General features: G+C 60.8%; 29 protein-coding genes and 1 tRNA gene. 13 read left to right on the top strand and 17 right to left on the bottom strand.

All coding sequences use genetic code 11. From position 1 onward, the window contains the following. Positions 1-64 precede the first annotated feature (64 nt). Entirely contained in the window at positions 65-691 is a 627-nt protein-coding gene (locus ACVWWD_RS08440) for an HNH endonuclease (RefSeq protein WP_457103014.1), read from the bottom strand. 231 nt (positions 692-922) lie between these two features. On the opposite strand from ACVWWD_RS08440, the gene ACVWWD_RS08435 reads away from it, so the two are divergent. The 9 genes from ACVWWD_RS08435 to ACVWWD_RS08395 all read left to right on the top strand — a co-directional run bounded on the left by ACVWWD_RS08435 (position 923) and on the right by ACVWWD_RS08395 (position 5,121). Continuing rightward, positions 923-1,507 (top strand): recombinase family protein, encoded by a 585-nt coding sequence (locus tag ACVWWD_RS08435; protein ID WP_457103013.1) that lies wholly within the window; start codon positions 923-925, stop codon positions 1,505-1,507. Positions 1,508-1,524: 17 nt separating this feature from the next. Beyond that, positions 1,525-1,887, top strand: coding sequence for a KTSC domain-containing protein (locus ACVWWD_RS08430; protein ID WP_457103012.1), 363 nt, complete (start codon positions 1,525-1,527; stop codon positions 1,885-1,887). Positions 1,888-2,081: 194 nt separating this feature from the next. Next, positions 2,082-2,513 carry a restriction endonuclease gene (locus ACVWWD_RS08425; RefSeq protein ID WP_457103011.1) on the top strand — a complete coding sequence of 144 codons (432 nt, stop codon included), beginning with the start codon at positions 2,082-2,084 and terminating at the stop codon, positions 2,511-2,513. A 14-nt stretch (positions 2,514-2,527) separates the two neighbouring features. Beyond that, positions 2,528-3,232, top strand: coding sequence for an SOS response-associated peptidase (locus ACVWWD_RS08420; RefSeq protein WP_457103010.1), 705 nt, complete (start codon positions 2,528-2,530; stop codon positions 3,230-3,232). A 53-nt stretch (positions 3,233-3,285) separates the two neighbouring features. Further along, on the top strand, positions 3,286-3,696 hold the full coding sequence (locus ACVWWD_RS08415; RefSeq protein WP_457103009.1) for a hypothetical protein: 411 nt from the start codon (positions 3,286-3,288) through the stop codon (positions 3,694-3,696). A 439-nt stretch (positions 3,697-4,135) separates the two neighbouring features. Continuing rightward, positions 4,136-4,315 (top strand): hypothetical protein, encoded by a 180-nt coding sequence (locus tag ACVWWD_RS08410; RefSeq protein WP_457103008.1) that lies wholly within the window; start codon positions 4,136-4,138, stop codon positions 4,313-4,315. A gap of 10 nt (positions 4,316-4,325) precedes the next feature. Then, the gene (locus tag ACVWWD_RS08405; protein ID WP_457103007.1) at positions 4,326-4,535 is read left to right on the top strand and encodes a hypothetical protein; all 210 of its coding nucleotides are present in this window, start codon (positions 4,326-4,328) and stop codon (positions 4,533-4,535) included. Between the two features lie 15 nt (positions 4,536-4,550). After that, positions 4,551-4,868 (top strand): hypothetical protein, encoded by a 318-nt coding sequence (locus ACVWWD_RS08400; protein WP_457103006.1) that lies wholly within the window; start codon positions 4,551-4,553, stop codon positions 4,866-4,868. Continuing rightward, a complete protein-coding gene (locus ACVWWD_RS08395) occupies positions 4,858-5,121 on the top strand; it encodes a hypothetical protein (protein ID WP_457103005.1) in 264 nt (87 codons plus the stop codon). Before ACVWWD_RS08400 ends, ACVWWD_RS08395 begins: the two co-directional genes overlap by 11 nt. 8 nt (positions 5,122-5,129) lie before the next feature. On the opposite strand, the gene ACVWWD_RS08390 is transcribed toward ACVWWD_RS08395, so the two are convergent. Beyond that, on the bottom strand, positions 5,130-5,459 hold the full coding sequence (locus ACVWWD_RS08390; protein ID WP_457103004.1) for a hypothetical protein: 330 nt from the start codon (positions 5,457-5,459) through the stop codon (positions 5,130-5,132). Between the two features lie 778 nt (positions 5,460-6,237). On the opposite strand from ACVWWD_RS08390, the gene ACVWWD_RS08385 reads away from it, so the two are divergent. The 3 genes from ACVWWD_RS08385 (at position 6,238) to ACVWWD_RS08375 (ending at position 9,031) form a co-directional block, all read left to right on the top strand. Next, complete coding sequence (locus ACVWWD_RS08385) at positions 6,238-6,858, top strand: RNase H family protein (protein ID WP_457103003.1); 621 nt, start codon at positions 6,238-6,240, stop codon at positions 6,856-6,858. Between the two features lie 92 nt (positions 6,859-6,950). Next, entirely contained in the window at positions 6,951-7,592 is a 642-nt protein-coding gene (locus ACVWWD_RS08380) for a hypothetical protein (protein ID WP_457103002.1), read from the top strand. Between the two features lie 356 nt (positions 7,593-7,948). After that, entirely contained in the window at positions 7,949-9,031 is a 1,083-nt protein-coding gene (locus ACVWWD_RS08375) for a hypothetical protein (RefSeq protein WP_457103001.1), read from the top strand. 91 nt (positions 9,032-9,122) lie between these two features. Here ACVWWD_RS08375 and ACVWWD_RS08370 read toward each other — a convergent pair whose 3' ends face one another. The 3 genes from ACVWWD_RS08370 to ACVWWD_RS08360 all read right to left on the bottom strand — a co-directional run bounded on the left by ACVWWD_RS08370 (position 9,123) and on the right by ACVWWD_RS08360 (position 13,123). Continuing rightward, positions 9,123-10,238: a GIY-YIG nuclease family protein gene (locus tag ACVWWD_RS08370; RefSeq protein WP_457103000.1), complete on the bottom strand. Its 1,116-nt coding sequence runs from the start codon at positions 10,236-10,238 to the stop codon at positions 9,123-9,125. 809 nt (positions 10,239-11,047) lie between these two features. Beyond that, complete coding sequence (locus ACVWWD_RS08365; protein ID WP_457102999.1) at positions 11,048-12,094, bottom strand: hypothetical protein; 1,047 nt, start codon at positions 12,092-12,094, stop codon at positions 11,048-11,050. Positions 12,095-12,454: 360 nt separating this feature from the next. Continuing rightward, positions 12,455-13,123 (bottom strand): hypothetical protein, encoded by a 669-nt coding sequence (locus ACVWWD_RS08360; protein WP_457102998.1) that lies wholly within the window; start codon positions 13,121-13,123, stop codon positions 12,455-12,457. 221 nt (positions 13,124-13,344) lie between these two features. Here ACVWWD_RS08360 and ACVWWD_RS08355 point away from each other — a divergent pair, with 221 nt between their 5' ends. Further along, complete coding sequence (locus ACVWWD_RS08355; protein ID WP_457102997.1) at positions 13,345-14,064, top strand: recombinase family protein; 720 nt, start codon at positions 13,345-13,347, stop codon at positions 14,062-14,064. On the opposite strand, the gene ACVWWD_RS08350 is transcribed toward ACVWWD_RS08355, so the two are convergent. The 12 genes from ACVWWD_RS08350 to ACVWWD_RS08295 all read right to left on the bottom strand — a co-directional run bounded on the left by ACVWWD_RS08350 (position 14,020) and on the right by ACVWWD_RS08295 (position 25,799). Further along, positions 14,020-14,412: a hypothetical protein gene (locus tag ACVWWD_RS08350; RefSeq protein WP_457102996.1), complete on the bottom strand. Its 393-nt coding sequence runs from the start codon at positions 14,410-14,412 to the stop codon at positions 14,020-14,022. The two genes, ACVWWD_RS08355 and ACVWWD_RS08350, sit on opposite strands and share 45 nt — an antisense overlap. Before the next feature lie 68 nt (positions 14,413-14,480). After that, on the bottom strand, positions 14,481-15,050 hold the full coding sequence (locus tag ACVWWD_RS08345) for a hypothetical protein (RefSeq protein ID WP_457102995.1): 570 nt from the start codon (positions 15,048-15,050) through the stop codon (positions 14,481-14,483). 117 nt (positions 15,051-15,167) lie between these two features. After that, a complete protein-coding gene (locus ACVWWD_RS08340) occupies positions 15,168-16,781 on the bottom strand; it encodes a tyrosine-type recombinase/integrase (protein WP_457102994.1) in 1,614 nt (537 codons plus the stop codon). Between the two features lie 86 nt (positions 16,782-16,867). After that, positions 16,868-16,952: transfer RNA gene (locus tag ACVWWD_RS08335), tRNA-Leu, on the bottom strand. A gap of 73 nt (positions 16,953-17,025) precedes the next feature. Further along, positions 17,026-17,646 carry a 2,3-bisphosphoglycerate-dependent phosphoglycerate mutase gene (locus ACVWWD_RS08330; protein WP_023772042.1) on the bottom strand — a complete coding sequence of 207 codons (621 nt, stop codon included), beginning with the start codon at positions 17,644-17,646 and terminating at the stop codon, positions 17,026-17,028. An 87-nt stretch (positions 17,647-17,733) separates the two neighbouring features. Then, a complete protein-coding gene (gene dapB / locus ACVWWD_RS08325; RefSeq protein ID WP_352546315.1) occupies positions 17,734-18,573 on the bottom strand; it encodes a 4-hydroxy-tetrahydrodipicolinate reductase in 840 nt (279 codons plus the stop codon). Continuing rightward, on the bottom strand, positions 18,570-20,429 hold the full coding sequence (locus tag ACVWWD_RS08320; RefSeq protein WP_352546314.1) for an ABC transporter ATP-binding protein: 1,860 nt from the start codon (positions 20,427-20,429) through the stop codon (positions 18,570-18,572). Before ACVWWD_RS08320 ends, dapB begins: the two co-directional genes overlap by 4 nt. 79 nt (positions 20,430-20,508) lie before the next feature. After that, the gene (locus ACVWWD_RS08315) at positions 20,509-21,549 is read right to left on the bottom strand and encodes a glucokinase (RefSeq protein WP_023793336.1); all 1,041 of its coding nucleotides are present in this window, start codon (positions 21,547-21,549) and stop codon (positions 20,509-20,511) included. Between the two features lie 346 nt (positions 21,550-21,895). After that, on the bottom strand, positions 21,896-23,002 hold the full coding sequence (mepA, locus tag ACVWWD_RS08310; RefSeq protein ID WP_352546313.1) for a penicillin-insensitive murein endopeptidase: 1,107 nt from the start codon (positions 23,000-23,002) through the stop codon (positions 21,896-21,898). 64 nt (positions 23,003-23,066) lie between these two features. Further along, positions 23,067-23,975: an SDR family oxidoreductase gene (locus ACVWWD_RS08305; protein ID WP_457102993.1), complete on the bottom strand. Its 909-nt coding sequence runs from the start codon at positions 23,973-23,975 to the stop codon at positions 23,067-23,069. After that, entirely contained in the window at positions 23,972-25,126 is a 1,155-nt protein-coding gene (queG, locus tag ACVWWD_RS08300; RefSeq protein ID WP_352546311.1) for a tRNA epoxyqueuosine(34) reductase QueG, read from the bottom strand. The genes ACVWWD_RS08305 and queG overlap by 4 nt, the downstream gene beginning before the upstream one ends. Beyond that, the gene (locus tag ACVWWD_RS08295) at positions 25,107-25,799 is read right to left on the bottom strand and encodes a glutathione S-transferase family protein (protein ID WP_015314714.1); all 693 of its coding nucleotides are present in this window, start codon (positions 25,797-25,799) and stop codon (positions 25,107-25,109) included. Before ACVWWD_RS08295 ends, queG begins: the two co-directional genes overlap by 20 nt. Positions 25,800-25,821 lie beyond the last annotated feature (22 nt).

Below are 25,821 nucleotides of genomic sequence, written 5' to 3'. Positions count from 1 at the left end.
CGTTTTGCGGGTACTCACCGGGCGTTGGCGGATGCCCTCAATCTTGTCGCCAAAGGTCTCAGAGTTAGGGACGCTTTTCCGGCCCGATGGTTACGTTGTGGTAGGCGATGAACTCTTGCCCGATCATATGTCCGTCCACCACTGAGATAGCACTTTGTTCAAGCCCAATAGCGCCATAGTCTAGAAGAGCGTGGTGGTTTGGACAGAGCACGATTATGTTGGTTGCCACGTCTGGTCCGTTATGGGGAGCACCAAGCGGACGAATGTGGTGCGCCTCCGAATAATCAGTCCCGTCAGCGAGGCCTAGCGCCGTTCCGCATAGCTGGCAGCGATTGCTATGGAGGGTCTTTATCCTCCGTGCCAACTGAGTGTCTCGCAGTATCCGATAAACCTCGGTCAACGTCCTGTCGGGCGGCGTTAGGTCTGATGCTAGCGGCGTATCGCGCTCAAGTTCTCTCAGCCCCCAAACACCCGCCCCGATCCCGCTAACGCTAAAGAAGAGGTCGAATCGATGCTGGTAACTCCTGCTGTCGCTCGAATTGTACTCCAACTCGCGCCGAACAATCGCTTGCCAAGTTGCTGGCAGTGCACGGGTACCACGACCTCGAACAGCCCGGTAAATCTCCTCAAGAGAGCCCTGCCCGCCTATCGTGCGTAGTGCTTCTACAACTTCTTCCCGCCAGATTGCCATCCCGCCTCCCCACAACCCCGCACGAATAGCAGTTCGCATTCCTCAAGGCCACACGGCCGCATGGGTGTGCGGTCGTCTCACTAGACCAAGCCCATGTGAATCTTCGGTTGTGCCGCTAAAACAGTCTCACATAAGCCTGAACTTGACTTTTGAGTCGCTTGTCTCATATGCTCTTAGAGTCATGCGAGACAATCAGGCCTCGTAAAGACCTCGTTGGGGAGACATCTCATTATGACCACTAGCGCTCTCGTCGGCTACGCCCGCACCTCCACCACCGACCAAAAGGCAGGGCTTGAGGCCCAGCTTCGCGACCTTGAGCAAGCGGGATGCACCAAGGTGTTTCGCGAAGAGATTTCGTCTGTGGCGACCAAGCGGCCACAACTTGCTGCGGTCCTGGAATGGGTGCGTGAAGGCGACTCTTTGGTGGTGACCAAATTGGACCGATTGGCCCGTTCCGTGGCTGACTTCGTGGACATCAACAAACAGCTCAAAGCTAAGGGGGTGGGGTTGCGCATTCTCGGCATGAACCTGGATACCGCCACCGCGCAGGGCGAGCTTATGGTCAACGTGTTTGCATCCATTGCCCAGTTCGAACGCGAGCTAATGCTTGAGAGGCAACGCGAGGGCATCGCAAAGGCCAAGGCAAAGGGGAAGTATGCGGGGCGGCAACCCACAGCCCGCGCCAAGGCAAAGGACGTGTTGAGGCTGCGAGCAGAGGGTAAATCTGTTACCGATACGGTGGCGGTGCTGGGTATCAGCAGGGCTAGCATCTTCCGGATACTGGCAGAACACGCAGAGGCGGCGCCTACGAGCTAGGTGGATGGGGGTGAGGAATGCATGTGAAGGCAAGATGCCTGGCGGCTGGTGCCGCCCTGTGGCTCGCGTTGATGGCCTCTTGGCCAGCTGCCGCCGAAACGGTGGACGTGAAGTATCGCGGCCCAGTGGACCTCGCCAAGTTCCAATGCACCGGGGAACTGGACAGCAGCGTGGTCAAGCGCGTCTGCTACAACGCCGAGCACTCCTATATGCTCATTCGGCTTAAGCAGGTTTGGTATCACTACTGCGACATCGACCAAGGCACGGTGTCGGCGCTGTTGGCCGCAGAGTCCAAAGGAAGTTTCTACAATTCAAACATCAAGGACTCGGGGACGGGCGGCAAGTTTGGCTGCCGGGACAAGCCGGTGCCAGAGTTCTGAGGAGGTCGAGACCGATGGTTGGTTTGGGACTGGGAATAGGTTTAGGCATGGCCGGCAACCAGCGACCTGCTAGGCCACGCGACAGCAACGAGGTTCCAACTACCGCGCTCCTGCTCCAAGCGCTTGTGACGGCCGGCGTCCATGTGCCTGAGGGTGCCCGGATCGTCACGGTTACCCTGCCATGGCTGGCTATCATGGCCGAGATCGCCAAAGATCCGAAATTCCTCTTTCATTTCGTCCAAGCCCCTCGCAAGTTTGAAGAGTTCATTGCTGGGGCCTACGAGCGTGCCGGCTATGATGTGATACTTACTCCGCAGCGAGGGGATTTTGGACGGGACGTCATCGCATCGAAGGATGGCTTTGGGTCTGTCAGGATACTTGACCAAGCGAAAGCATATTCGCCCGGCCATCAAGTCGGGCACGATGAACTTCGGGCGATGCTAGGTGTATTGTCCGCCGATCAGAATGCATCAAAGGCCGTAATTTCTACGACCTCAACATTCCAACCGGGCGTGCTTACCTCGCCGGAATTCACCAAGTTCATGCCTTATCGCCTAGAGCTAAAGGATGGTGCCGCCTTGGGTGCTTGGCTTGAGGAGCTACGGCAAAAGAACCCTAGCCCCTAGGGACTGAATGAAGCATGTGCAACCTCTACAACATCACCACATCGCAAGAGGCCATCCGCCAGTGGACCGGCGCATTGCGGGACATCTTGGGCAACCTTGAGCCATCCATTGACATCTATCCCAACCGCCCCGGCCCCGTGGTCCGCAATGCCCCGGATGGGCAGCGGGAGATGGCCAGCTTGCTTTGGGGAATGCCGACACCCGTTGAGCGGATGAAGGGAAAGGCGGATTACGGCACCACCAACATACGCAATCCTCAGTACAGCCATTGGCAGCAGTATGTCGGCGTCGAGCATCGCTGTGTGGTGCCCGTGACGAGCTTTGCGGAGCCCAGCCCAACACCCAGCGATAAGGACCCTGAGACAGGCATCCAGCGGAACTATTGGTTCGCGCTCAATGAGGACCGCCCGCTGTTCTTCTTCGCTGGCCTCTGGACGCCGTGGCGGGGGGTGCGCAAGGTCAAGGACGGCCCGGGCGACTTCGAGCTTTACGGCTTCATGACGACCGCACCCAACGCTCTCATCAAGCCGATCCACGAGAAGGCCATGCCGGTGATCCTGAGGACGCAAGAGGAGACGGAGACGTGGCTTACCGCGCCCTGGTCGGAAGCGAAGCGGCTACAGCGCACAGCCCCAGACGATGCCCTTGTGATTGTCCAGAAGCCGGCCACGCAGATCAAGTTTCCGCAGCAGGCTCCGGCTCAAGGTTCGTTGTTCTAACCAAGACGGCAACAGGGCGGCTCTAGTGAACCGTCCGAAATGGGTGGAAAACCATGACGCAAGGCTTCAAATTGCTCGACAACGACGATTGGCCAAACGATGGCGGTTTGTGGGAGATCACAAACATTGAGTTTGGTCATAAGACCAACTGGTGTCTTCACATCGAGCTAGAGCGTGATGGTCGGATCGCCAAAGTTGTTTTTTCGGATGCTGTGAGCTTTCGCGTTCAAGATGAGGGCGAGATGACCAGCTATTGGTCCGCTCGATCAGAAGAGCAGATTGGAGTTGGTACTCTATACTCAATCGAGCGAAGTAATTACCTTTATGAATTCCGGAACAGTGCAAGCGGCTCGGCTCAATCGATAGTTCATTTCCTGGTAAGCGGGCTGGATATCTGCGTGGAGGCGCTTGCTAGAGAGCCTCCGGTCCTGACAATTAGAAGCGCCGCATCTTTGCCCGCATAGGGTCGAAAGCAGCCTTCCTTAATCCTCATCCCTCCAGACGATCCGCCGCACTGTCCTGATTTCAGCAAGCCGCCTAACCCGAATGCCCTGCCTCTCTCTTGCCGTTGGGCTCCGCGTCTCGGCATGCATGAAGTCGTTCTTGCCGCACCGTTCGCAACTCATTTTGCTCCCCACCAAGTCGGCCTCAATGTCCCCGAAGATTTCCTTGAGGTCACTCGGCTGATACCAGCGTTTGACGTTGCAGAGCCCGCAGCGGACAAGCACGAGTTGCCCTATCGCCTGGGCATTGCCGAGCGTCCACGCGCCACCGCGCTTTCGTCTTCCGTCGATATCGGGCATGGCTCAAAAATAGGAACGCATTCCTCACCGAGTCAATTCGCTCTTGACATTTCTGTTCCCTTTTTGTTCACTAAGCGCAGCCATGTTGGAGTAAGCGCTAATGGACCGCATCGTGACACTCAACAGCCGCCAAGAGGCCGCCCTCCAGGCCCACGCCGATGATTTCGTTGCCGTCCACAAGGGTGATGTGATGAAGGCCCTCAAGGAAATGATCGTGCTCAACGGACACCTTCAGGAACGCCTTGACGTGCTGTCCGCACCACGCCGTGCGACACGCTAGGAGGAACAGCATGGGCACGATGCACTTTGACGCCGAAGCCAAAGCCGAGTTGCATTCAGAAGCCGTGAAGCTGATAGCCCGCTACGATAGCCCCCTTGAGACCGTGAAGGCGCTCATGGCCTACAATTGCGAGCTTGAGACCCAGATACTCGCCATCGCCCACCGGCATCCGGGGATAGTCTCAATCGGCTATGACGACACGCCACCAGTGATGGGGTAATCGGGGCAGCGCTCTATGCATGACCTTATCGTTTTCATTGGCACGAATGCAGCGCTAGTAGTCGCCAACCCGGCAGCCTTTCTGACGTTTGCCGTGCTGTTTGGAGGCGGTGGGTTTGCTGTTGGACGCTATTTCCTCACGGAGCGCATTGCCAATCTGGAGAGCCGAATAACTAGACGGGACGAGGAAATCGCTGAACTGGCCAAGCAGTTAGCGCCAGAGCAGGGCGGCCCAATGGTGCCTGTATTCCAGATGACCGAGGTTCTGCCTCCGCCGCTGCCGAATTTCAACCGGCTGTTGGTCCAGCGGAAAGAGGACCTCCATGTCGGATAGCCTGCTGCCGCCACAGAAAGCCCCGAAGCTAATCGTTGTCACCGCCTTTGACCGCGATGAGACCGGCGACCTTCACCCTGTCTTTGGGCCTGCCGAGCAACAGACCGAGGAGCGGGCGATAAGGACCGCGAAGGGCCTTGCTATGAAGCATGCCGGCGTCATTGCGTGGTCGCGTGATGCCAACCCCTCGCTTGGAGAATACGGGGAACCCACGACGCTCTTTATGGGCGGCGACGTGCCGGACATGGAGTAGCCGGTGCGCTACGAGGCAGGAGCGTCGGGATCAATCTCGTAGGAGAACTTGCCGGGGGTACGGGGATAGTCGGGGCAGCGCGATGCCGGGCCAGAAATGCAGTAGTGGTTGACCGACCGGCGATACTCCATGGTAGCGATTTGACGGAACAGCACCATGAGAATCGTCAGCGCCACCAGGGCAAGCACCATCAGAACCGGAATGTTGTTTTTGGACTGTCGGCGTCCGGCAAGATAGCCGTCCGTTGGCCGTGGCTCTAGACCAGCGATTTGCGCCACGATGGTCGCAGTCGCACCAGAGGCGATAGCTTCGGCCTGCCTAGATTTTGCTGGCACCATTTCGTCCTCCCAGCTCGGAGGAACCGGTCGTGCGCCCATAAGAAAGCTAGTCACTGCTGCGGCTGCCAGATCGGGCCACCCGGCCTCTCGGAATTCCGCTAGCCATCTTGCCGGCTCCCGCCCTCGAAACGTTTGGTAACGGTCCGTTGATACGGCATTGCTTGGTGTCGGCAGCGCTCGCGATGGCATTGGTTTCCCCCTAAAGGCAAAGGCCTGCGGTGCGCCCCCGCAGACAGCCTCCTCATGACCCCTGATCGGGGAGTTGGAAAACCGAGTTCCGGTTCCTGCGGCCTTTAGTTCCGGAGAACCTGGACATGCGCCACAGGCTCCCCGACCGAAAAGTCGAGGATCGGCACCGACGTTGGTCGGCACCATGTTTGAACTCAGGGTTTCCACACCCCGGAACGCCGCGTAAGCGCTCGCAGACGAGTCTAACCGACGGCCAACGCAATGCAAGGCGGTGCGACGAGCGTGCCTACATTCATGCTGCGATCGCCAGCCTTCGATGCCTAGGGAGCTGCCTAAGGGGATGACTAGGGGAGATACCTAAGGGGTACCTATGGGGATGCCTGAGGGGATACCCTTGGGGATGACTAGGGAGATGCCTATCGGGATACCTAAGGAGATGTCCAGGGAGACGCTTGGTGTAGACTTGTATCGGATGGTGCATGTGAGGTACGTGACTATGGAAGCCAGTTGATGGTCTAGCTTATGAGGTGGCGAGATAGGACGTACTGATGACACTTGAGTATATGAACCACCTAGCTCGGATTTATAAGTGACATTTATCCCACAACAGCACTTTTGTTGTAATGTAATACTTGAAATTCACGACGGCATTGCCACCTTCGATGTCACCAGCCGCGCGAGGCTGCAAACAGAAGGATGTGCTGCAATGGAACCACCCGAATGGCCTTACCCCGAGGCTCAGCCTGTTTTCCAAGAGCCTGGAGATTTCAATGCGTGGATCGGAGGGACGAAAAAGGACGACAGATCGGCGGCCGCGTGGCGTGTTGAGTGTAAGTCAGAGCCGTCGATATTCCGTCAACAAGCGAAGCCCAGTGGACCAGGAAGTACCGATCAGCGGGCCATGTTGGGAGCTCTTGCAGGAGTGCTTGAGTCACTTCAATCCGGCTCGACGGTGGATTGCTATACACGCAGTCAATACGCCATTAGAGCGGGCTGCGACGCTGATCAGTGGAAGGCACGCGGATGGAAAGGCGCAGAGCAGGCATTAGCCAATCCGGAAATCCTCGTCAGGATCGTCAGAGTTATGGACACTCGGCGCATTATCTTGCGCATGCATCACGTTCCAAAAGGCCGGCGAGGTCCGCATGACAATATCATTACGAAACTCAATGAGTTGGCCCGTAGCAAAATGCAGGGGGACTCGGTTTGAGGGCCAAGAACCATCCCGCACGACGTATTTCGCAGCAGCTAGCGTCTACCGATGAAGGTTTGTGCTCGGTGCCTGGTTGTGGGCGCCCGTCCATGCTCTCGCAGGGAAACGGGTTAGCGAGGTTTTGGTGTCGCTATCACGTCCAGCGGAAGTCTCGGCATGGTTCTCACTGGCACGGCACTTACAGAGCGAGCGAACTAAAACCCTATGTTGCGGCCGCGAAAGTCTGGCTGACAGCAAACCGTAAAGCCGGCGACACGCTTTCTGCGATTGTCGAAATGGACCACTGCCTCGCCGCTGCTGGGAGATCGGAAGTAGCAATGAACCTAAGGGGGCAGGATGCCGCCACCAAGGCGAGAATTGCCTTCGCACGTCTACGCGAGGCCGAGATTCCAGCGAGCCGCCTAATCGCCATCTATTTGGCAGTAGCGGCCTTGATCGAGGATGACTTCGGGAGCCATCGGACGAGGGAGTTCCAGTTAGTCCAGGCCGCGAAAGCTGTGCATCGTTTGGCGAGTGGCACGCATCGGCGCTGGCAGATGTGGAATCCTTCGGGACAAGACATTCCAGTTGAGATTCACGCTTACCCACGATCATCGGGCGTGGTGCTGAGAAAGATCGGTGAGGCTCTGGCGAAAGCCGGTGACCCACTAACTGAACTGGCCGTGCGGGAAATCATCGAACTGAAGGCGGTTCGGTTTGGCCTCCATCCCTCGCACCCGCCATTGCAATGAAATTTGGTCATGCCGATTTGCGACTTGGTGAGCAATCGGGGACGCACATGTCGGGCCTTAGCTCCCCCCATTCCCCTTGTGGTGCGCCTTGGTGTGCCCCGTAAAGCGTTCTCCATTCCCCCGGCCCCTTCAATCACAGACGGCTTGGAGCGACACCTTGGGTTCTCCCTTCGTGTGGCTTGCCAGTGATGGATCATCCCTTCTCCTCCCCCGACCATTGGTTTGATCCTTGGGCAACGGCACTAAGCCCCAACCTTAAGGCCCTCTCAGAGTCCATCACAAGGCTCGTGATCCAAGCCCCCACCAAGGGACCTCCAGCCCGCATCAGGCAACCCAAGCAGGAGCAGGTGGAGAGGGTGACCAACATCGTGTCATGCATCGTGGCCAACCTTGCCGTCATTCATCAAGGTCACCCCGGGCATAGCCGCCGTCTCGCAATCCCTCTGCGCCACGACACCTTGTCCCGCTATGACCGCAGGGGTTTTGGGCACCTTCCCCATGTCATCGATGCGATGGCCACCATGGGCCTAGTGGTCAAGCATGCAGCACACATCAAGAAGCGTAGGACCGGCATTGAGGCGACCGGATGCCTGCTTGAAGCCCTGCTTCCGGGGACAGTGGCGGAGGTGGGCAGAGCAGAGGGGGAGGAGACCATATGGCTGACCGCGAGGATGGGCCGTGATGGCAAGGGCAAGAAGCTCCCCTACCAACTGGTGGACTATGTGGACACCCCCGAGATAAGCTCACTGCGGCGGGAGATGGAGGAGATCAACACCTTCCTCGCCACCCAGCGCATAGAGCTACAAGGCCAGCCCCAAGCCGGCTTCAGGCTGACCCGCCGCTTCATGCTGCGCGACATAGGGGACCCGCATGCCTTCCACCTTCATGGCCGGCTCTATGGTGGCTTCTGGGAGTCCATGTCGAAGAGCCTGCGGTATGACCTTCGCATCAACGGGGAGCCCATTGCCGACCTCGACTTCGCCAGCATGTTCCCGAGGCTCGCCTATGCACGGGTAGGGGCTCAGCCGCCCGAAGGCGACCTCTATGCCATCCCAGGGTTGGAGGGACATCGTGCCGGCGTGAAGGCGGGCTTTGCGGCCATGCTGTCGTCTTCGAACGAGATGACCCGGCTGCCGAGCGAGGTTAAGAAGGAACTGCCTGAGGGCTGGACGGGAAGAATGCTGGCGGAGGCGATCGGGGCTAAGCATCCGGCCCTAGTACCGCTCTTTGGAAAGGACATCGCGCTAGACCTGATGTTCACCGAAAGCTGCATCTTGGTTGCCGTCTTGCTGCGGCTGGCGAGGATGGGGATAGCGGCTTTGCCCATGCACGATGGGATCATGGTGGCGAGGAGCGATCTGGTTACGGCTGCGCAACATATGTTAGCGGCGTCATTGACAGAGGTTGGAATCGCTCTTCCTGTGGCCGTCAAAACCTAACCAGTGCGATCCTGCTGGTTTGCCCCGTGGACCTCGCCAACTTCGAAAGCACCGAGCTAGATAGCGGCGTCGTCAAGCGGGACTGTTGGGCTCATCTGTACCGAGAACGTCGGTCTATAATCGGGGCAGGCCTGAACACTAAGCCGTCGAGGGACGGCAACGACAACGTCACACGAGGGTTTAAATAGTCCTCAGGTAGTTCTGGCGGATTTTCAATGAGTACGTTTGGGACTTGGATTGTTGCCCTTCGATTGGCTACCGTAAAATCCCTAGTCGCCCGCGCCAGCTGATCCATAGCTTCTTCAAGCGTCGCAAATTCCCGAGTCTCCCACATCGACTTTTCTTGGATGCGGCCCGAAACTGACAAGCCCCAGGCAATGCCCTCTCTCGGCTGACGGGCCTCAATTTTGAACTCCATGAAATCGGCAAACCTCGCACCAAAGAGCTTGGAGAGGAATGAAGGTGGGTTGCGATTGGGTTCCGAATCAAAATCGAACAGAACCACTTTGCAAGAACCCTCTTTGCGCCACCGCCCTTCTCTGGACCCGTCAAATGCCTTCTGTTCGAGTTCCTTTTGACGCTCCTCTTCGCGTATTGATGCTAGCCGCTGTAGCTCGTTTCGGCGTTGGCCTTCTGCCTCAGCGCGTTTGGCAAACGCCTCATCCATGCTTGCAGCGCGATCAGGATATAGCTCAGCGAAACTCTGGATGCATGCGGCCTTGGCGGCATCAAGTGAAACCTTAAAGAACTCCTTGCCGTGACGATTGGGAGCTAAATGTGCATGAGCGCGTTGCTCGACGGCTCGCGGATCACCTGTAATCGGCAACGTCCATTCGATTCGAAAGCCCGTCGGGATGCTGGTAACGCCGGACAATTCGGATGCACGTTTCGAAACCGCTCCAGTGGTGAATCCAACCTTCAGCAGCCCTGGCATCGAGGGGTTGCTGAGGATGTAGACGCTTCCCTCGACGACCGCGTTAAGCTCGCTTAGGGCAAAAACAACAAGGCTATCAGGAACAACAGAAAGGTATTCGTTACGATATCCTGACCTGAGGTGACGGATTTCATAATCAAAGCGGACACGATCTCCGACAGTGACCGGGGACAAGGCGTCCTCTGTAAAGATAGTAAACTTGTCGTCGCCGATGTAGAAGCTGTGCGCTTGGTTTCCGCTTTTGGCGACGCGAGACGAGCATTCTGTCGCCACCCCATCTGCCTGCTTTACCTTAAATCTACTGTATGGGCGTCGCTTCGACGCGGGACTTTCAACGGACACGAAATAACTCCCTACGGCCCAAAAAAGGGAGAGCCAGTCCCGACCATTCTAACTGAAAATGGACCACCGGAATGTTCCGTACAGCCTTCCCAGAGGCTTCCGTCAAGTGGCTCGAATCGGCATTTGAGCCAATCTACAACCCAGGCCTTACTTAAGCCAACTGCCCTGACCCGCATGCCGTCTTGCTCTCGCGCGGGCCTTGTCATGCCTCCTCATCAATTGGCCTCGATGCCTCCTGCGGTGCGCTCAAATCGCAGGGCTTATCTGGAGGCCAAGCATTCGGGGTCACCGCTCATTGCGTTGTCCCCGCAGGCGGGCGGCGACGTGGCGGACATGGAGTGAGGAAGCCTCTCTGATCCGCCGGGCCTGTCCCTTAGACCTTCACCTTCCTCCAGCTAGCTCACCAAGCTTCCCATTGGGTGCAGACCCATCGCTCCTCACGGGCTGGGTTTAGGCGCGTAGCCAGATAATACGCCTCCCCCGGCATGTGGTAGATGTGCTCACCCCCCTCGTTGATGTTGCCCTTGATATCGCAGCCGGCCTTGTGGACTGCCACAGTGCTCGATGAAGTTCCGGGCGAAACCTTTGGCCGCCTGTTTTGAGCGCTCAAGTGACTACTGATGGTACTTCCGCCCGCCAGAAGGAGGGGGAAGCGCGTCCCTAATAAGACCCTCCACTCACTCTCTCCGCGAACGGAACTCCACCATGCCACCCAACACCAGTCGGTGGCACAATCCAAATCAGTCCGCGCTGGCGGCTAGTGCGGGCAGAGCCAATAGGCGCCCCCAGATGTTCCGGGGGATGAGGATGCGGCGGACCCTTACGGCGCCCCGCCAGATCACGAGGTCTTCCCCAGCATGGGCGTGAAGCCTGAGGGGGTTGGCGGCATGGGCGACCGCAGACCATGCGCTGATCAGCTCTAAATTCTCCTCCGAGAGGAAGGCTTGCAGCGCGAGGAAGTCGGCGTGGGCGTCCTGGAACACCGCGACTGCCTCCTTGATGTGCCTTGCCAGCAACTTCAGGTCTCCGCTTGGTTGCGAGGACGCCCACCAAAAGGCGTCTTCATATGACACCCAGTCCAGTTGCTCGAAGGTCAGTGATGCGGCCTTGATGCGTCCCTCGCACGACACAGCCCGCCTGCCACCCCGGAGGACTAGTCCCCCTTGGACCGGCCTTGAGCCGAAGGGCGTCTTGATGCTCACCATCTTGCGGCCCAGGCCTTGCACCTGGTCCTCGACTGATAGGAAAGCGCCATCACCGGCAGCGCGATAGATGGCCTTGCAGACCATCGGGGTCAGGCCGCCCTTCAGGTTCTTCACAACCTGGTCATAGCTCCTCGCCCATGGCGTCAGGTCCCTGGAGAGTGCCAGCAACTCGCGGGGGTACTCCCAGTTGTCCAGAAGGAATGTCTCGTCGGCCCGTCGCTGTTCAAGCTCTATGGCGGTCGCAATGCCTCTCCCGAATGAACCGTCCTCGAAGTGCTTGTGACCGCAGCAATGGCCAACCGCGTGGAGGGTCCCGCCGACCGTCGACCATATCAGGTGGCCCTTCGCATATTGGGGGGACTTCGGGCTACAGATGGGACAAGGCGCGAGACCCTTGCTCCTGACGAACTCACGGGGGATCACGAAGTTTGCCAGCAAGACCTCCGCGCCTTCTGGAGCAGGGGGCTCATGGGTGTGATACCGCCAAGTATGCGGCTCACCGAAGGCCCGTATGTGTTCCTTGAAGTCCTGTATCAAATGGTCGGGACGGTAATCGAACGCTCTCTTTGCTTGGACGGACATTGCGTGTCACCTCGCATCTGGTTGCCCTAAACGTCGCGTCCTCCCGACTCGCTTAAGTAAACCCTAATGAATGCAACGCATTTCCGCAACGTAACGTCGCGACTTTCTACCAAGACATCGCGGGAACACTTGCGAACGTTTGGCCAACCATCCAGACCATAAAGGCAACAAGTCGCTTTTAGCTTCGACTGAGTTAGGGAGCGGAGGGGACGATGATCGTGCGTCCATCTCCCTGATCGTCCGCCGAAGGCGCTCGACCCCTCGCAGGTCGAACTTGGGGAAACAGTCGGTCTATGCTCCGCCGAACCAAGCCTCCACCGAGTCGCTCGCAGCATTCTATGAAGGAGTCTCCACGCCAAGCTAACGCCGGGTAGCAACATCGGAAAGGTTCGGCTTCGTGAACGACATGCAAGGCAGCGAGAGACGCTCGTCTGCCGTCATGGCCGCCGCCTCCTCAAAAACGGCAGGAAGCAAGTCGCTGACCTCCTTCTCAAGGTGTTTGAGAGTGTGGTCAATAAGATCGTAGAGAAGCTGGGCATGTTCGCGATCTGTGATCTCGATGGATACCTTCATCGACAAGACGTCATGGAGATCGCCGCCGGAACCCAAGACGAGCCCCGTTCCTTCAAAGGTCAATGCACTCTCGTCGTGGACAATATGTTTGTCCCGAATGTCCTTCCAATATGCGTAGCACTCCCTCGCGTCAGGCATCGCGGTGAAGACCCGATTCGCGCTGAGAGGCCCCACCACCGCATTCTGGCCAAAGCAAGAGAAGAACTTGACCGCCACGCCGACTAGTACTGCCTCCCTGGCTATGGAACGGTCCTCGGGGATTGCGCCCAGCTCTTGCATCGCCCGCTCGCAAAAAATGAGCGCGGATTGATGAGCCCTAAGCCGAACGAGGCGCTTTGCCTTCTTGGATTTCAAGAGAACCAGGTAGGCAGCATCGGGGTAGCCATCTATGTGAAGCCCACCGTCAACGACGCGAACCTTAGGGTCAGAGAAAGAGCTTTCTGCTGATTTCGTCATCCACCTGACGTAGTCCTGGCGCGAGCCGAACGCAATCTTGCCGAGGCCGCCTAAAAGGGTCGACCACCCGAGCGCTCCAATTTACGTGGCAGCGGACGGGACTTCTCCCCGTGCCACCCCCAGACGCTTCAAACGGCTCGGCCTCGCTGGCTTCGTCATCGGCACCTGTGTGGTTTTACAGGCACAACCATCGTTGACATCTAGACTCCCCTTGGAGTCGTGTGACGGGGCAAGGCAATGAAGCAGTAAGTGGTCTATACGCGGGTCAGCACACAGAAGAGCAGGGCCGCAGCGGGCTAGGCCTGGAGGCCCAGGAACGCGACTTCGGCATCTACCTGGAGACCTTCTCGGAGGTCGCGTGGGAGGTCATAGGGCGCGTCCAGGACGTGCTATCCGAGGGCAGCGACGACAGGCCCCAGCTCGCGGAGGCTATCAAGCTGGTGCGTGCGACAGGGGCGGAGCTTCTGGTCGCCAAGCTGGACCGCCTGAGCCGAGAGGTGGCTTTCATCGCCACCCTCATGAAAGACAAGAAGGTTCGCCTCAGGGTGGCCCAGATGCCGAACGCGGACCCCTTCCAGCTCCACCTCTATGCCGCCATGGCGGAGCAGGAGCGGAAGTTCATCTCGGAGCGCACCAAGGCGGCCCTCAAGGCGGCCAGGGCTCAATTGGGTGGTCTCCGGGACAAGACCCATGAAGCGCAACCAGGCGATACAAAGGAAGGCGAAGGCCGAAGCGGAGAAGGCTATGAGGATCATAGGCCCCTTGCGGAGCGCCGGTCAGACCCTCACCGCCATGGCCGAAACGATAAACGACATGGGGGCAAAATACTCACGAGGAGGCAAGTGGTCCGCGACTCAGGTAATGAGGGTGCTGGACCGAACCGGAACATGAGCGGGTCAGTCCCTAAACATGAAACCCAATTGGCTTCCGATCACAGGTAGTTCCATCGCCATCCAGTAGAGAGGCACCATCCAACATGCGGTGATAGCGAACCCTCCCGCCATGGAAAGCCCCTCTTTAAACTGGTTAGGCGGATAGAAGCCTCCACCGTAGGTCTCTCGCGGCTTCGGCTTGTTGAACCGCTTGTCTAGTGCACCGCCCGTATATGCCCCGCTCAGAATGAAACCGTAGGTAAATACTAGAAAGAGCGGTCCTGTCACCAAGCCGCCTAGGAAGGAGCATACAGGGTTAGTCTCACCATAGTTTTTGAACGCGAAGATCACTCCGGCAACTGGACCAGTTAGGATCGCAAGTACGATAAACAGCTTCCTTGTTTCTTTGTCCACCATCCCACCTCCTTTGTAATCTCCGGCGTTTCAACAGCGGCGGCGGGATCGTGTCCACGCCTCGAAGCGCCTTAGTCGCGTCCTACCTTATTAGCGGGCGGGGGGCCATGCGGGAAATCTACCCTCACCCCCAGCGCCGAAGACGCCTTCACAATGATCTTGTGCAGCTTCTCGTAGGTATACGTCTGTAAAACATCGATTAGCGTTCGATAGCTTGGGAACTCATGGCCCGGAATGGCGAACGCAATGCTGGGCTTCACGGTCAGTACGCTGTCCTTCAGCTCGACCCCCATAGAGAACTCAATGTCTCTCCCAGCGCCCTCATGGGCGTACCGCTTGTTCCGTATCTCCATGATCCGGTCGTGCGTCGTCCTCAGCTCTCCGGTCTTGTAGACTGCATTGCGATCGAGCCGAGGAAACTCTCCAGCGGCCTCCGTGAAGAGACGGCCGTAAGTCACACTGAAGGCTAACAACAAGCCGTCAATTTCCAGCACGTTCTCCAGAGTGACTTCTCTCTTGAGAGTTTCCATCCTGTGAAGATAATGGTCTGCGTTACTCACGCACATCATCACATGCCCGAATCGAACAAGGGCTTGCATGTGGCGGTTGCCTTCGATCCCTTCTTGGGTCAGCGTCACCATTCTACGTAGCCTTCAATGCGTTTTTCGGGACACAACTCTGGGAAACAGCGCGTAGGCCGCGTTCGCCTAAGCGTCGGTATGGGCCGCATTAGAACATTGGCGAAGAGGGAGGGAAACTCAGCTAGACACAATGAAGGCGGGGAACTTCTCGAACGCTTCCACCTGAGCCCTGAGGCTCACCCCGCCGTAACTTCCACCCACTGTCTTGGAGGCATGGCCGCAGATGCCATCCAACACGCTGTCCTGAATGCCTGCCTCTCGCCCAATCGTCTTGAAGAGATGCCGCCAGCCGTGATTGGGGGCCACCGCCTTATCTTTGACGACTTCCCGCACGAATTCCGTGATGCGGTTCTTTACGCTTCTCCGCACCCCTCTCGTCTCCCCATCTTTCCGTGGCTTCAGGAAGAGGTAGCCGGCAGGGGCGGCCGTAACGAAGTCCGCGAAGCCCTGCTCTATGAGGTGGCTATGTAGAACTACCAACCGCAACTCCTTATCCTTTACAGTGCCGGCCTCTGGCGTAATCGTCATCACCCAGTATTCGCCTTCCTTGCGGATGTCCTGCTTACGCAACTGGACGATCTCCCCAAGGCGCCCCCCTGAGTAGGCACAGAGCCATGGCACCCAGCGCTTGGCGGCCACCAACTTGTCAGACTCTCGACCCTTCCGGTGATGATAGAGACTGTGGGCAAGGATCGCCTGGACCTCTTCCGGGGCGAAGCCTTTGTCGCGTGTGCGGACAACCTTCGGTCGGGTCACAGTGATGGCCTCAGCGGGGTTGCTTGGCAGCTTCAGGTTAGCCACCGCCCACTTGAAGACGGAACGGAGCCCGGCAATGTCGCTGTCACCTACAGTCTTGGGGCTAACACCCTGCGCAAGCCTATGGTCCTTGAAGGCTACAAGGTTAGTTGGAGTGACCGCCGCCGCATCGTCATTTTCAAGGAACTCGATTAGGCGAGCCGCTGCGCTTTTGTAGCTTTCGTAGGTGCTGATGGTCCGGCCGGCTGTCTTCGCCTCAGTCCACCAGCCTTCTACAAGCCCCGTTAAAGAGATCGCTGCGGCCGGCCCGGCGGTAGTGGTGGTGGAATTCGTAATCTCCAATGGAGGAAACCGGCTTGCCTTCGGGTCCGGCGAATAATCGCCCGCTGTCTCCCGGTCTGCCTGTGTGAAACCATCCTTTAGGGAGCGAAGCGTTTCACGCGCAAGCAACTCGACCGACACAGGATTGACGTTAAGGAGTCCGCGACGAACGAGAATTTGGTGGGCCGTAGCCATGGCGGGGTCGCGGCCTGAAGGGTCCGTTCCAGCCTCTAGCCTCGCCATCGCATTCTTATAGACCCCGCCACCGATGTCTCCAGTGAAGGCGCTCTCTGCGTCGGACAGGTCCGGGTCTATCTCCGCCAGAGACCCCCAGGCGTAGACATCACGGGAAAGCGCAACGGCCTGCCTGTGCGACAAGACCAAAGGCGGCTCTCGGAGGCCTTGCCACACGGTTTCCAAATAGCCGGCTACTTGGGCCTGGCGCACCTTGATTTCGCTTGGCGTGGAGGCCCGCAGCGACACACGGATGGCATGATCCTTAGAGGTGACCGTTTTCCTTACGACCTGGAGGCCAACGGGAATGTGGAGCGTGACGCCTACCGCGCGGTCCCGCACGTCAGCCGGAATGCGCTGGTTGAATTGCTGATTGATGGTGCCTTTTCGCTTCACGGGTCTGACCAGCCGGAAATGCATTGATGCACACCTTTGTAACACACAAGGGCGAGCACAATGAATTGAAAAGGCTTATCTTATTGATCCCGTTGGTAGTCGGGAAAAGATGGTGCCCAGAAGAGGACTCGAACCTCCACTCCTTGCGGAACACGGACCTGAACCGTGCGCGTCTACCAATTCCGCCATCTGGGCTGGTGCGGGCTCAATAAGCGGGCAAGCGATTGCTGTCAACGCGCTTTTTTAAACCCGCTGCTCGCTTGCCGGCTTAGCCTTCCAGCACTTCCTTCGAAGCCACGGTCGAATCGGCATTGAGCTGGTAGATCACCGGCACGCCGGTGCCGAGTTCCAGCTTGACGATCTCCTCGCCCGACTTGCCGTCCAGCGCCATGATCAGCGCGCGCAGCGAATTGCCGTGCGCGGCGACCAGCACCGTGCCGCCGCGCAGCACATGCGGTTGCAGATCGTGCAGGTAATAGGGCCAGACGCGGGCGCCGGTGTCCTTCAGGCTTTCGCCGGCGGGCGGCGGCACATCATAGGAGCGGCGCCAGACATGCACCTGCTCCTCGCCCCATTTCTGGCGCGCGTCGTCCTTGTTGAGGCCGGAGAGGTCGCCATAGTCGCGCTCGTTCAGCGCCTGGTCGCGAATGGTCCGCAAGTCGCTCTGGCCGACGGCGTCGAGAATGTGCTGGCAGGTTTTTTGCGCCCGGATCAGCGCCGAGGTGAAGGCGATGTCGAACTTCAGGCCGCGCGCCTTGAGTTTTTGGCCGGCGGCCTTGGCCTCGGCATGGCCCTGCTCCGTCAGGTCGACGTCGCGCCAGCCGGTGAACAGGTTCTTCAGGTTCCATTCGCTCTGGCCGTGGCGCACGAGCACGAGGGTTCTCGACATTTTTGCTCCTCTGGGGTCTGAGCATTCCAGGAAAAATGTGTAACGGTTTTCCGTCCTGCGTAAGAACGAAGATGGTTCAGGGTCGTTTCAGGCAAGCCCAAGCACGTCCCGCATTGAATACAGTCCCGGCTTCTGGCCATACGCCCAAAGCGCGGCCTTGACGGCACCGCGGGCAAAGATGGCGCGGTCCTCGGCGTGGTGCGACAGCGTGATGCGCTCGCCGGTGCCGGCCAGGATCACGCTGTGGTCGCCGACCACCGAGCCGCCGCGCAGCGTGGCAAAACCGATCGAGCCGGTTTGTCGCACACCCGTATGGCCGTCGCGTGAACGCACATCATTTCCGGCCAGTGCAATGCCGCGCCCGGCGGCGGCCGCTTCGCCGAGCAGAAGCGCCGTGCCCGAAGGCGCGTCGACCTTGTGCCTGTGGTGCATTTCGAGGATCTCGATGTCGAAATCATCGGCATCGAGCGCGCGTGCCGCCTGTTCGACCAGCACCGCCAGCAGATTGACGCCGAGGCTCATATTGCCCGACTTGACGATCGTCGCGTGGCGGGCCGCGGCAGCGATTTTCGCGTTGTCGTCGGCCGAACAGCCTGTCGTGCCGATGACATGGACGATGCGCGCCTGCGCCGCGTAGCCGGCGAACTCGACCGTCGAGGCCGGAGTGGTGAAATCGAGCACGCCGTCGGCCCTCGCGAAGACCGGCAACGGATCGCTGCCGATCGCCACGTCGATGCGGCCGACGCCGGCGAGTTCGCCTGCATCCTTGCCCAGGTGAGGCGAATCCGGGCGCTCGACCGCGCCGATGACGCGGGCGCCCGGAATGGCGTGGATGGCGCGGATCAGCGTCTGGCCCATGCGGCCGGCGGCGCCGACCACCACAAGGTCCATATCGCTGGCCGGCTTGCCTGATGTTGTCTCGCTCATGCCGTGCTCCCGGCGATGTTCTGGGTCTCTAGTTCCTGAACCGACGTCTCGACCGGGGCGCTGTCGTCGACAAGCCCCAGGCCCTTGACGCCCTGTATCCGGTGGAAACGGGCATAGACGCTGTGCGGATCGGCCATCAGCGAGGCGTGCGTGCCCTCTTCGACCAGATGGCCCTGTTCCAGCACGATGATGTGGTCGGCATTGACCACGGTGGACAGGCGGTGCGCGATGACGATGGTTGTGCGCCCTTCCATGACCTTGGTGAGCGCCTGCTGGACGCGCGCTTCCGCCTCGTTGTCGAGCGCCGATGTCGCCTCGTCGAGCAGCAGGATCGGTGCCTGGCGCACGATGGCGCGGGCGATCGACACGCGCTGGCGCTGGCCGCCGGACAGCGTGGCGCCGTTCTCGCCCACCGGCGTGTCATAACCTTGCGGCTGCTGGCGGATGAACTCGTCGGCCGCGGCCAGTCGCGCGGCTTGCTCGATCTCGGCATCGGTGGCCGAGGGGCGGCCATAGCGGATGTTGTCGCGGATGGTGCCTTCGAACAGGTAGGGCGCCTGCGAAACATAGGCTATCGAGCCGCGCAGCGACTGTTTGGTGACCTTGGAAATGTCCTGGCCATCGATCTCGATCGCGCCGCTCTCGACGTCGTAGAAGCGCTGCAGCAGCGCCACCAACGTGGTCTTGCCGGCACCGGACGCGCCGATGACGGCGGTCATCTTGCCGGCCGCGGCGACAAAGCTGAGGTCCTGAAGGACAGGCGCCTCCTCGACGTAGCGGAAGGACACGTTGTTGAAGCGCACTTCGCCCGTGGTGAAGTTTGCCGTGGTGGCGCCAGGCGCGTCACCCTGCTTCGGCTCGAGGTCGAGCAGCTCGTAGATCATGCGTGCATTGACCAGCGCCCGTTCCATGCCGACCTGCATGCGTGCCAGGCGGCGCGCCGGATCATAGGCCAGGATCAGCGCGGTGATGAACGAGAAGACCGCGCCCGGCGGCTGCCCGAGAACCAGAGCCCGGTAACCGGAATAGGCGATGACGGAAGTGACGGCGAAGCCGGCCAGCATGTCGGAAATCGGCGACAGCCGTTCGGATACGCGGGCAATCTTGTTCGAGCGCTGTTCGGCGTCGCTGGCGAGCTTGCCGATGCGGCCGGACAGTTCGTCCTCCATGGTGAAGGCCTTGACGATGGCGATGCCTTGCGTGGCCTCCTGAACGGCGCCGATCAGGCGCGAATTGATCAGCACGGATTCGCGGGTTATGCGCCGCACGCGACGGGTGAGGTAGACGACGGCCCAGATCAGCGGCGGGCCGATCAGCAGCGAACTGAGCGACAGGACCGGATCCTGGTAGACCATGACGCCGAGCAGGCCGATCAGCGTCACCGCGTCGCGGGTGATCGAGGTCAGCGTCAACGACAGGAGGTCGCGAATGCCGCCGACGTTTTCGTTGACCTGCGCCGCCAGCCGGCCCGAACGCGTGTCGTTGAAGAAGCCGACGCCGAGCTTCATCAGGTGATCGAAGATGCGCTTCTGGTAGCGCGCCACCAGATTGTTGCCGATCTTGGCCAGCGCCACCGCCTGGCCATAGCCGGCAAAGCCGCGCAGCAGGAAGGCCGCCATGAAGCCGGCGCAGATCCACACGATCGCGTCGCCACGCCGTTCGTAGAAGATCTGGTTGACCATCGGGGCCATGATCCAGGCCGTGAAGGCGGTCGTGCCCGAAACGATCAGCGAGCAGGTGATGACCATCACATAGGTCCAGCGATAGTCACGGCTGTTCTCAGCGAGAATGCGGCGCAGCACCGCTGTGACCTCGCCGGGCCTGGCTTTCAGCTTGTTTGGAGTTTGAAGTGTCAAAATCAGAGGGCTTTGTCGGTTTCCGCGTCCCGTGGCCGGGCAATTCGGCCCCCCTATTAACGCCAAGCAGCCGGCTTGCCTATGCCTTGGGGTGACTAACTTCGTCGCGCCAGCGCCGGCCCGATGTCTGGACACCGAACAGCGAGGGGTTCCTGGCATAGGCGGCAAGGCCGAGAAGGGCGGCCAGCGGATGGGTGATGACATAGACCGGCATGGTGCGCATCAGCGCGCTGTGCGGCGCCTTGTCCTCGAAGGCGGCGCGGAAATTGCCTTGTTTCAGCGCCGGCACGATCTTTTGCGCGATGCCGCCGGTGAGGAACACGCCGCCCCGGCTCATGAACACCAGCGCCAGATCGCCGGCGGTGCGGCCGAGGCAGGTGACGAAGGTCTCGAGCGCTTCCTGCGCCACCGGATCGGTCTTGGCCAGCGCCGCAGCGGTGACTTCGGCCGGCGTGGTGAAGGGCGACGGCTTGCCATCCGCCTTGGCCACCGCCCGGTAGACGTTGACGAGACCGCGTCCGCACAGGATCTGTTCGCCCGAAATGCGGCCCTCGAGCTTCTCGATATGCGGGAAGACCTTGAAATCGCGCGGCGTCCGCGGCCCGATGTCCATATGGCCGCCTTCGCCGGGCACCGGGATCCAGTGATGCAGCGCGTGGACCAGCCCGGCGACGCCGAGCCCGGTTCCCGGACCCAGCACGACGCGGCCGGCATTGGGCTCCGGCGTGCCGCCGCCAATCTTTTCCATATGCTCTTCGCCCAGCGCCACGACGGCCAGCGCCTGGGCCTCGAAATCGTTGAGCACGACGATGTCGCTCAGCCCCAGATTGGCGAACATCTGCCTCGGCTTGACGACCCAGGGGCAGTTGGTGAGCTCGATCTCGTCGCCGTCGACGGGGCCGGCCACGGCCAGCACCGCCGAATTGGGCCGGACCGAGGAGCGGTCGAGCACCGCCGCCTGGATCGCCTCATCGATGGTGTTGTAATTGGCGGTCTGGACGATGATCGGCTCGCCGCCCTCGGAATTGGCGTCGAGCACGATCGAAAAGCGCGCATTGGTGCCGCCAATGTCACCGATCAGGATCGGAAACCGCAACGAGGTGTCGTCTTCGCCTGCCATGCTCTTCGTCCGCCTCTTTTCGGCGGCCTCTCACCGCCCGGTCGTTGACTAGCGCATGACCCCACAAAGGGAAAGCCGCTTCAGTGCCGGTTTTCAAGCGCAGGCGCCGCCCCTCACCTGCCTGCCGGCATCCTCTCCCCGTATAGAGACGGGGAGAGGGGCGCTCTCGTCGATGATTCCGCCAATCGCCAACGTTACAAGAAGGGCGTCATCGGTACGATCAGCTCCTTTCTCCCCCGTCACTATACGGGGAGAAATGTCCGGCAGGACAATGAGGGGCAACGCCGGCTTCGGCGATCGGCTCGTCTGCGGCAATCTTTGGACGCAGGAAATGACCTGCTGGCAGTCAGTTCACCGGCGGCTGTGACCCGGGAACCGGCGGCCGTGGCCGGGGAACGGGCGCGCCCATTCTGGGCGTCGCCGCGAAAGCATTTGCCGCGCCTGGCAGATCGCCGCCGCCACTGGCCGTGGTGGCAGGCTGCGACGGCGTTTCCGGTTCGGGCCCTGCCACCGCGACCGGCACGGCGCCACTGTGATAGGTCGCCGCCTCGGCGGAGGCCGGTCCGGGTGCGTCGAGCACGGCGCGGCATTCCTTGGGTAGGTTCGCCATCATCATCAGGTCGCGCGCCTTCGGCGCATCCGGGTTCTTGTTGGGGCGCCACGGCTCTTCCGTGAACCACCAGGCCAGCGGCTTGCCGCAACCGTCATCATCGGGCGTCGTTTCCTGCGCCTTGCAATTGGGCGAGCCCGGCTGGCAGCCTATGCGCATGTGGAAATGATAGTCGTGGCCCCAGAACGGTCGGATCTTGCGCAGCCAGGAGCGGTCGCCCTTGACGGTATCGCAAAGTTTTTTCTTGATGCCCGGATTGACGAGGATGCGCTCGACCTGCGGATAGCTCGCTGCCCGCTTGAGCAACGCCGTGTGCTGCGGCGTCCACAGCGCGTCTTTCACCAGATGCGTCTTTTCGTCGACCATCAAGGTGGCGCTCATGTTTTCGCGCTGTGCCCTGGTCATCGTGCGGTCAGGCATTGGCGTCAGCCAGATGTCGGCGTCGAGGCCGATCTGGTGCGAGGCATGGCCCGTCGTCATCGGGCCGCCGCGTGGCTGCGCGATATCGCCAATCAGAAGGCCAGGCCAGCCGTCGGCGACCGCGTCGCGCGACAACTTTTCGATCAAGGCGATCATGGCCGGATGACCCCAGCGGCGGTTGCGCGAGGGCCGCATCACCTGCCAGGTCGGGCCGTCCATGGGGATGGCGACACCGCCGGCAAAGCAGCCCTTGGAATAGAAGCCGAAGGATTGCGGGGCGGTGGCCGTCGGCAGCTTCTCGGCGCCGAACAGGTCTTTCGCCCGTTCCTCGGCTGCTGCCGGCTGCGCGGCGAGGCCTGCCAGAGCCAGCACTGCCGCCAATAACGCATTTCTTGCGCCAAGCGGCCGCATCGATGATTTCATGAACCGCACCCCCGTGCCTGCAATCGCCGAATCATACCACGCCAAGCGCCACGCTTCGATCATCCTAGCCCTCCGCGCCCCTCATCGGGCTGCGCGGCGCACCGTCATGCCAGTCGCCGCTTGCCCACATATGGTCGAAAGCGGCGCGATAGTCCGGAAAGCGAAAGCGATAGCCCGCCGCCTTGATCGCCGCATTGGCGACCCGCTTGTTCTCGCCATAGAAGGACCGCGCCATGGGCGAAAGTTGGGCGGTGTCGAAGGGGATTTCGGGCGGCGGCTCAACGCTCATCAGATGTGCGGCGTAGGCGACGACATCCTGCGGCGGCGCCGGTTCATCGTCGGTGACGTTGAAAATGCCGCCTCTATTGCCGCTGAGCAGATGCCACAGCGCGCCTGATATGTCGTCGCAATGGATGCGATTGAACACCTGGTCCGGCTTGACCAGCCGCCTGGCAGTACCGTTCTCCAGATTGACCAGCGCGTTGCGGCCCGGACCGTAGATGCCGGAGAGGCGCAGGATCGCCACCGGCCAATCGATTTCCCGGCCGAGCTTCTCCCAGGCCTGCTCGGCCTCGACCCGCATGACCGAGCGCTTCGACACCGGCCGGCAGGCGGCCGTCTCGTCGACCCAGGCGCCGCCATGATCGCCATAGACGCCAACGGTCGAGAGATAGCCGATCCATTCCAGCGCCGGCATCCCTGCGATTGCCTGGCGGGTGGCATTCAACACCGGATCGCCGGCTTCTTCCGGACCGACCGAAACCACCAGATGCGTGGTTTTCTCCAGCGCATCGCCGATTTCGTTCGTCAACTTGCCGTGGAACAGCAGCGGGACGATGCCGGCCTGGCGCAGCGCTTCGAATTTTTCCTCGGAGCGTGTCGTGCCGGCGATCGTGGCGGCTCCCCTATTGGCACGGGCAAAGGCCTTGCCCGAATAACCGGCGCCGAAAATGAAGACCTGTTTTCCGCTCATGCATGTGCCCTGTTCGGCCGCGCCAGGCGCCATTCCTCGCGCACCGCCGCGTCGTCCTCGCTGTTCAAGCCGTTCGCGGCCCGTTCGGCATATTCGTTCTCCGGCACCAGCCGCGCCAGCGCCCATATTGCCGCGCCCCGCACCAGCGGCGAGGCATCGCCGAGCAGATCCCGGACGACGCCGGCAAGTGCGCCATCGCCGGAATTTCCGGCGGCGATCAGCACGTTGCGGACGAAACGGTCGCGGCCGATGCGTTTGATCGGCGAGCCGGAGAAGAAGGCGCGGAAGCCAGCGTCGTCGAGGGCCAAAAGATCGGCGAGCGGCGGCTCGCGCAGATCGTCGCGCGCGGCGAGCTTGGCCTCGGACGCGGCGCGGGCGAATTTGTTCCAAGGACAAGCGGCGAGGCAGTCGTCGCAGCCATAGATGCGGTTGCCGATCTTTTCCCGAAATTCATGCGGGATCGGCCCCTTGTTCTCGATAGTGAGGTAGGAGATGCAGCGCCGGGCATCGAGCCTGTAGGGCGCGGGGAACGCGTCGGTCGGGCAGGCGTCGAGGCAGGCACGGCAGGAGCCGCAATGGTCGATCTCGGGCTTGTCCGGTTCCAGTTCGGCCGTGGTGAAGATGGTGCCGAGGAACAGCCAGGAGCCGTGCTCACGGCTGACCAGATTGGTGTGCTTGCCTTGCCAGCCCAGGCCCGCTGCTTCAGCCAGCGGCTTTTCCATCACGGGCGCCGTGTCGACGAAGACCTTCACGTCGCCGCCGGCGCGCGCGACGATCTTGCCGGCGATCTGCTTCAGCCGGCCCTTCATGATCTCGTGATAGTCGCGGTTTTTCGCGTAGACCGAGATCGCGCCGCGGTCGCGCTTGGCCAGCACGTCGCGCGGATCATGGTCCGGCCCGTAATTCATCGCCAGCACGACGATCGAGCGCACGGCGGGCCACAGCGTGGATGGCTCGGCGCGGCGCGCAATCGTCTCCGCGATCCAGTCCATTGAGCCGTGAAAGCCGTCGGCGATGAATTCGGCCAGGCGGGCCGGCGCCAGCGGGATGGCATCTGGAGCGGTGACGGCGACCGCGTCGAAGCCGGCGCGCCGCGCCTCCGCGTCGATCAGCGCGCGCAGTTTTGGCGCGTCAGAAGTCGAGATCCGCATAGTGCGATACCGGCGACAGGCCGCGCACGCGGTCGGTCAGGAGCGGCCGGAAGGAGGGCCGCGACTTCACCCGCGTGTACCATTCGCGCGCGGCGGGGTGTTCGCGCCAGTCGATCTCGCCGAGATAGTCGAGCACCGACAGCGTCGCGGCGGCCGCCAGATCGGCATAGGTGACCCTGCCGCCGGCCAGCCAGTGACGGGTGCCGGCCAGCCAGTTGGTGTATTTCATGTGCTGGCGGATATTGGCGCGCGCGGCGCGGATGGCGCCTGAATCGGGCGAACCGCCGCCCGCCGTTTCCGGCATCACCGGCTTCAGCACGCGTTCGCGCACCAGATGGCGCGTCACTTCGCTTTCGGCCTTGTTGAGATACCAGTCGATCAGCCGGCGGATTTCGGCGCGCTGCATCGGGTCCTCGGCGAACAGCCGCTTGTCGCGCTTGAGCACGCCCCGCGTCTCGTCGAGATATTCGGAAATCACCGTCGCGCCGATGATCGGCACGTCGCCTTCGGCCAGCAGGATCGGCAGTGTCCCGGCCGGATTCAGCGCCAGGAACTCCTTGCGCCGCGTCCACGGCTTTTCCTCGATCAGCGCCAGCTCCTCGCCATACTCGCCAAAGGCGAGGCGGACGAAGCGGCAGGTGGCGAACATGGGATGGTGGAAAAGCGTCAGCATGGTTCCGCGATGATAAAGCGCA

It is taken from the genome of Mesorhizobium sp. URHB0026, from assembly GCF_054059755.1.
Note: the sequence above shows the minus strand (reverse complement) of the source record. Positions and strands in the feature narration are given on the sequence as shown.

Coding starts and splice junctions, on each gene's coding strand:
- mepA (WP_352546313.1), bottom strand. CDS start 23,002: ATGAAATCATCGATGCGGCCGCTTGGCGCAAGAAATGCGTTATTGGCG.
- ACVWWD_RS08295 (WP_015314714.1), bottom strand. CDS start 25,799: ATGCTGACGCTTTTCCACCATCCCATGTTCGCCACCTGCCGCTTCGTC.
- ACVWWD_RS08405 (WP_457103007.1), top strand. CDS start 4,326: ATGGGCACGATGCACTTTGACGCCGAAGCCAAAGCCGAGTTGCATTCA.
- ACVWWD_RS08420 (WP_457103010.1), top strand. CDS start 2,528: ATGTGCAACCTCTACAACATCACCACATCGCAAGAGGCCATCCGCCAG.
- ACVWWD_RS08340 (WP_457102994.1), bottom strand. CDS start 16,781: ATGCATTTCCGGCTGGTCAGACCCGTGAAGCGAAAAGGCACCATCAAT.
- ACVWWD_RS08315 (WP_023793336.1), bottom strand. CDS start 21,549: ATGGCAGGCGAAGACGACACCTCGTTGCGGTTTCCGATCCTGATCGGT.
- ACVWWD_RS08430 (WP_457103012.1), top strand. CDS start 1,525: ATGCATGTGAAGGCAAGATGCCTGGCGGCTGGTGCCGCCCTGTGGCTC.
- dapB (WP_352546315.1), bottom strand. CDS start 18,573: ATGAGCGAGACAACATCAGGCAAGCCGGCCAGCGATATGGACCTTGTG.
- ACVWWD_RS08305 (WP_457102993.1), bottom strand. CDS start 23,975: ATGAGCGGAAAACAGGTCTTCATTTTCGGCGCCGGTTATTCGGGCAAG.
- ACVWWD_RS08400 (WP_457103006.1), top strand. CDS start 4,551: ATGCATGACCTTATCGTTTTCATTGGCACGAATGCAGCGCTAGTAGTC.
- ACVWWD_RS08380 (WP_457103002.1), top strand. CDS start 6,951: ATGCTCTCGCAGGGAAACGGGTTAGCGAGGTTTTGGTGTCGCTATCAC.
- ACVWWD_RS08395 (WP_457103005.1), top strand. CDS start 4,858: ATGTCGGATAGCCTGCTGCCGCCACAGAAAGCCCCGAAGCTAATCGTT.
- ACVWWD_RS08435 (WP_457103013.1), top strand. CDS start 923: ATGACCACTAGCGCTCTCGTCGGCTACGCCCGCACCTCCACCACCGAC.
- ACVWWD_RS08440 (WP_457103014.1), bottom strand. CDS start 691: ATGGCAATCTGGCGGGAAGAAGTTGTAGAAGCACTACGCACGATAGGC.
- ACVWWD_RS08360 (WP_457102998.1), bottom strand. CDS start 13,123: ATGACGAAATCAGCAGAAAGCTCTTTCTCTGACCCTAAGGTTCGCGTC.
- ACVWWD_RS08390 (WP_457103004.1), bottom strand. CDS start 5,459: ATGGTGCCAGCAAAATCTAGGCAGGCCGAAGCTATCGCCTCTGGTGCG.
- ACVWWD_RS08410 (WP_457103008.1), top strand. CDS start 4,136: ATGGACCGCATCGTGACACTCAACAGCCGCCAAGAGGCCGCCCTCCAG.
- ACVWWD_RS08350 (WP_457102996.1), bottom strand. CDS start 14,412: ATGGTGGACAAAGAAACAAGGAAGCTGTTTATCGTACTTGCGATCCTA.
- ACVWWD_RS08330 (WP_023772042.1), bottom strand. CDS start 17,646: ATGTCGAGAACCCTCGTGCTCGTGCGCCACGGCCAGAGCGAATGGAAC.
- ACVWWD_RS08365 (WP_457102999.1), bottom strand. CDS start 12,094: ATGTCCGTCCAAGCAAAGAGAGCGTTCGATTACCGTCCCGACCATTTG.
- ACVWWD_RS08345 (WP_457102995.1), bottom strand. CDS start 15,050: ATGGTGACGCTGACCCAAGAAGGGATCGAAGGCAACCGCCACATGCAA.
- ACVWWD_RS08425 (WP_457103011.1), top strand. CDS start 2,082: ATGGCCGAGATCGCCAAAGATCCGAAATTCCTCTTTCATTTCGTCCAA.
- queG (WP_352546311.1), bottom strand. CDS start 25,126: ATGCGGATCTCGACTTCTGACGCGCCAAAACTGCGCGCGCTGATCGAC.
- ACVWWD_RS08415 (WP_457103009.1), top strand. CDS start 3,286: ATGACGCAAGGCTTCAAATTGCTCGACAACGACGATTGGCCAAACGAT.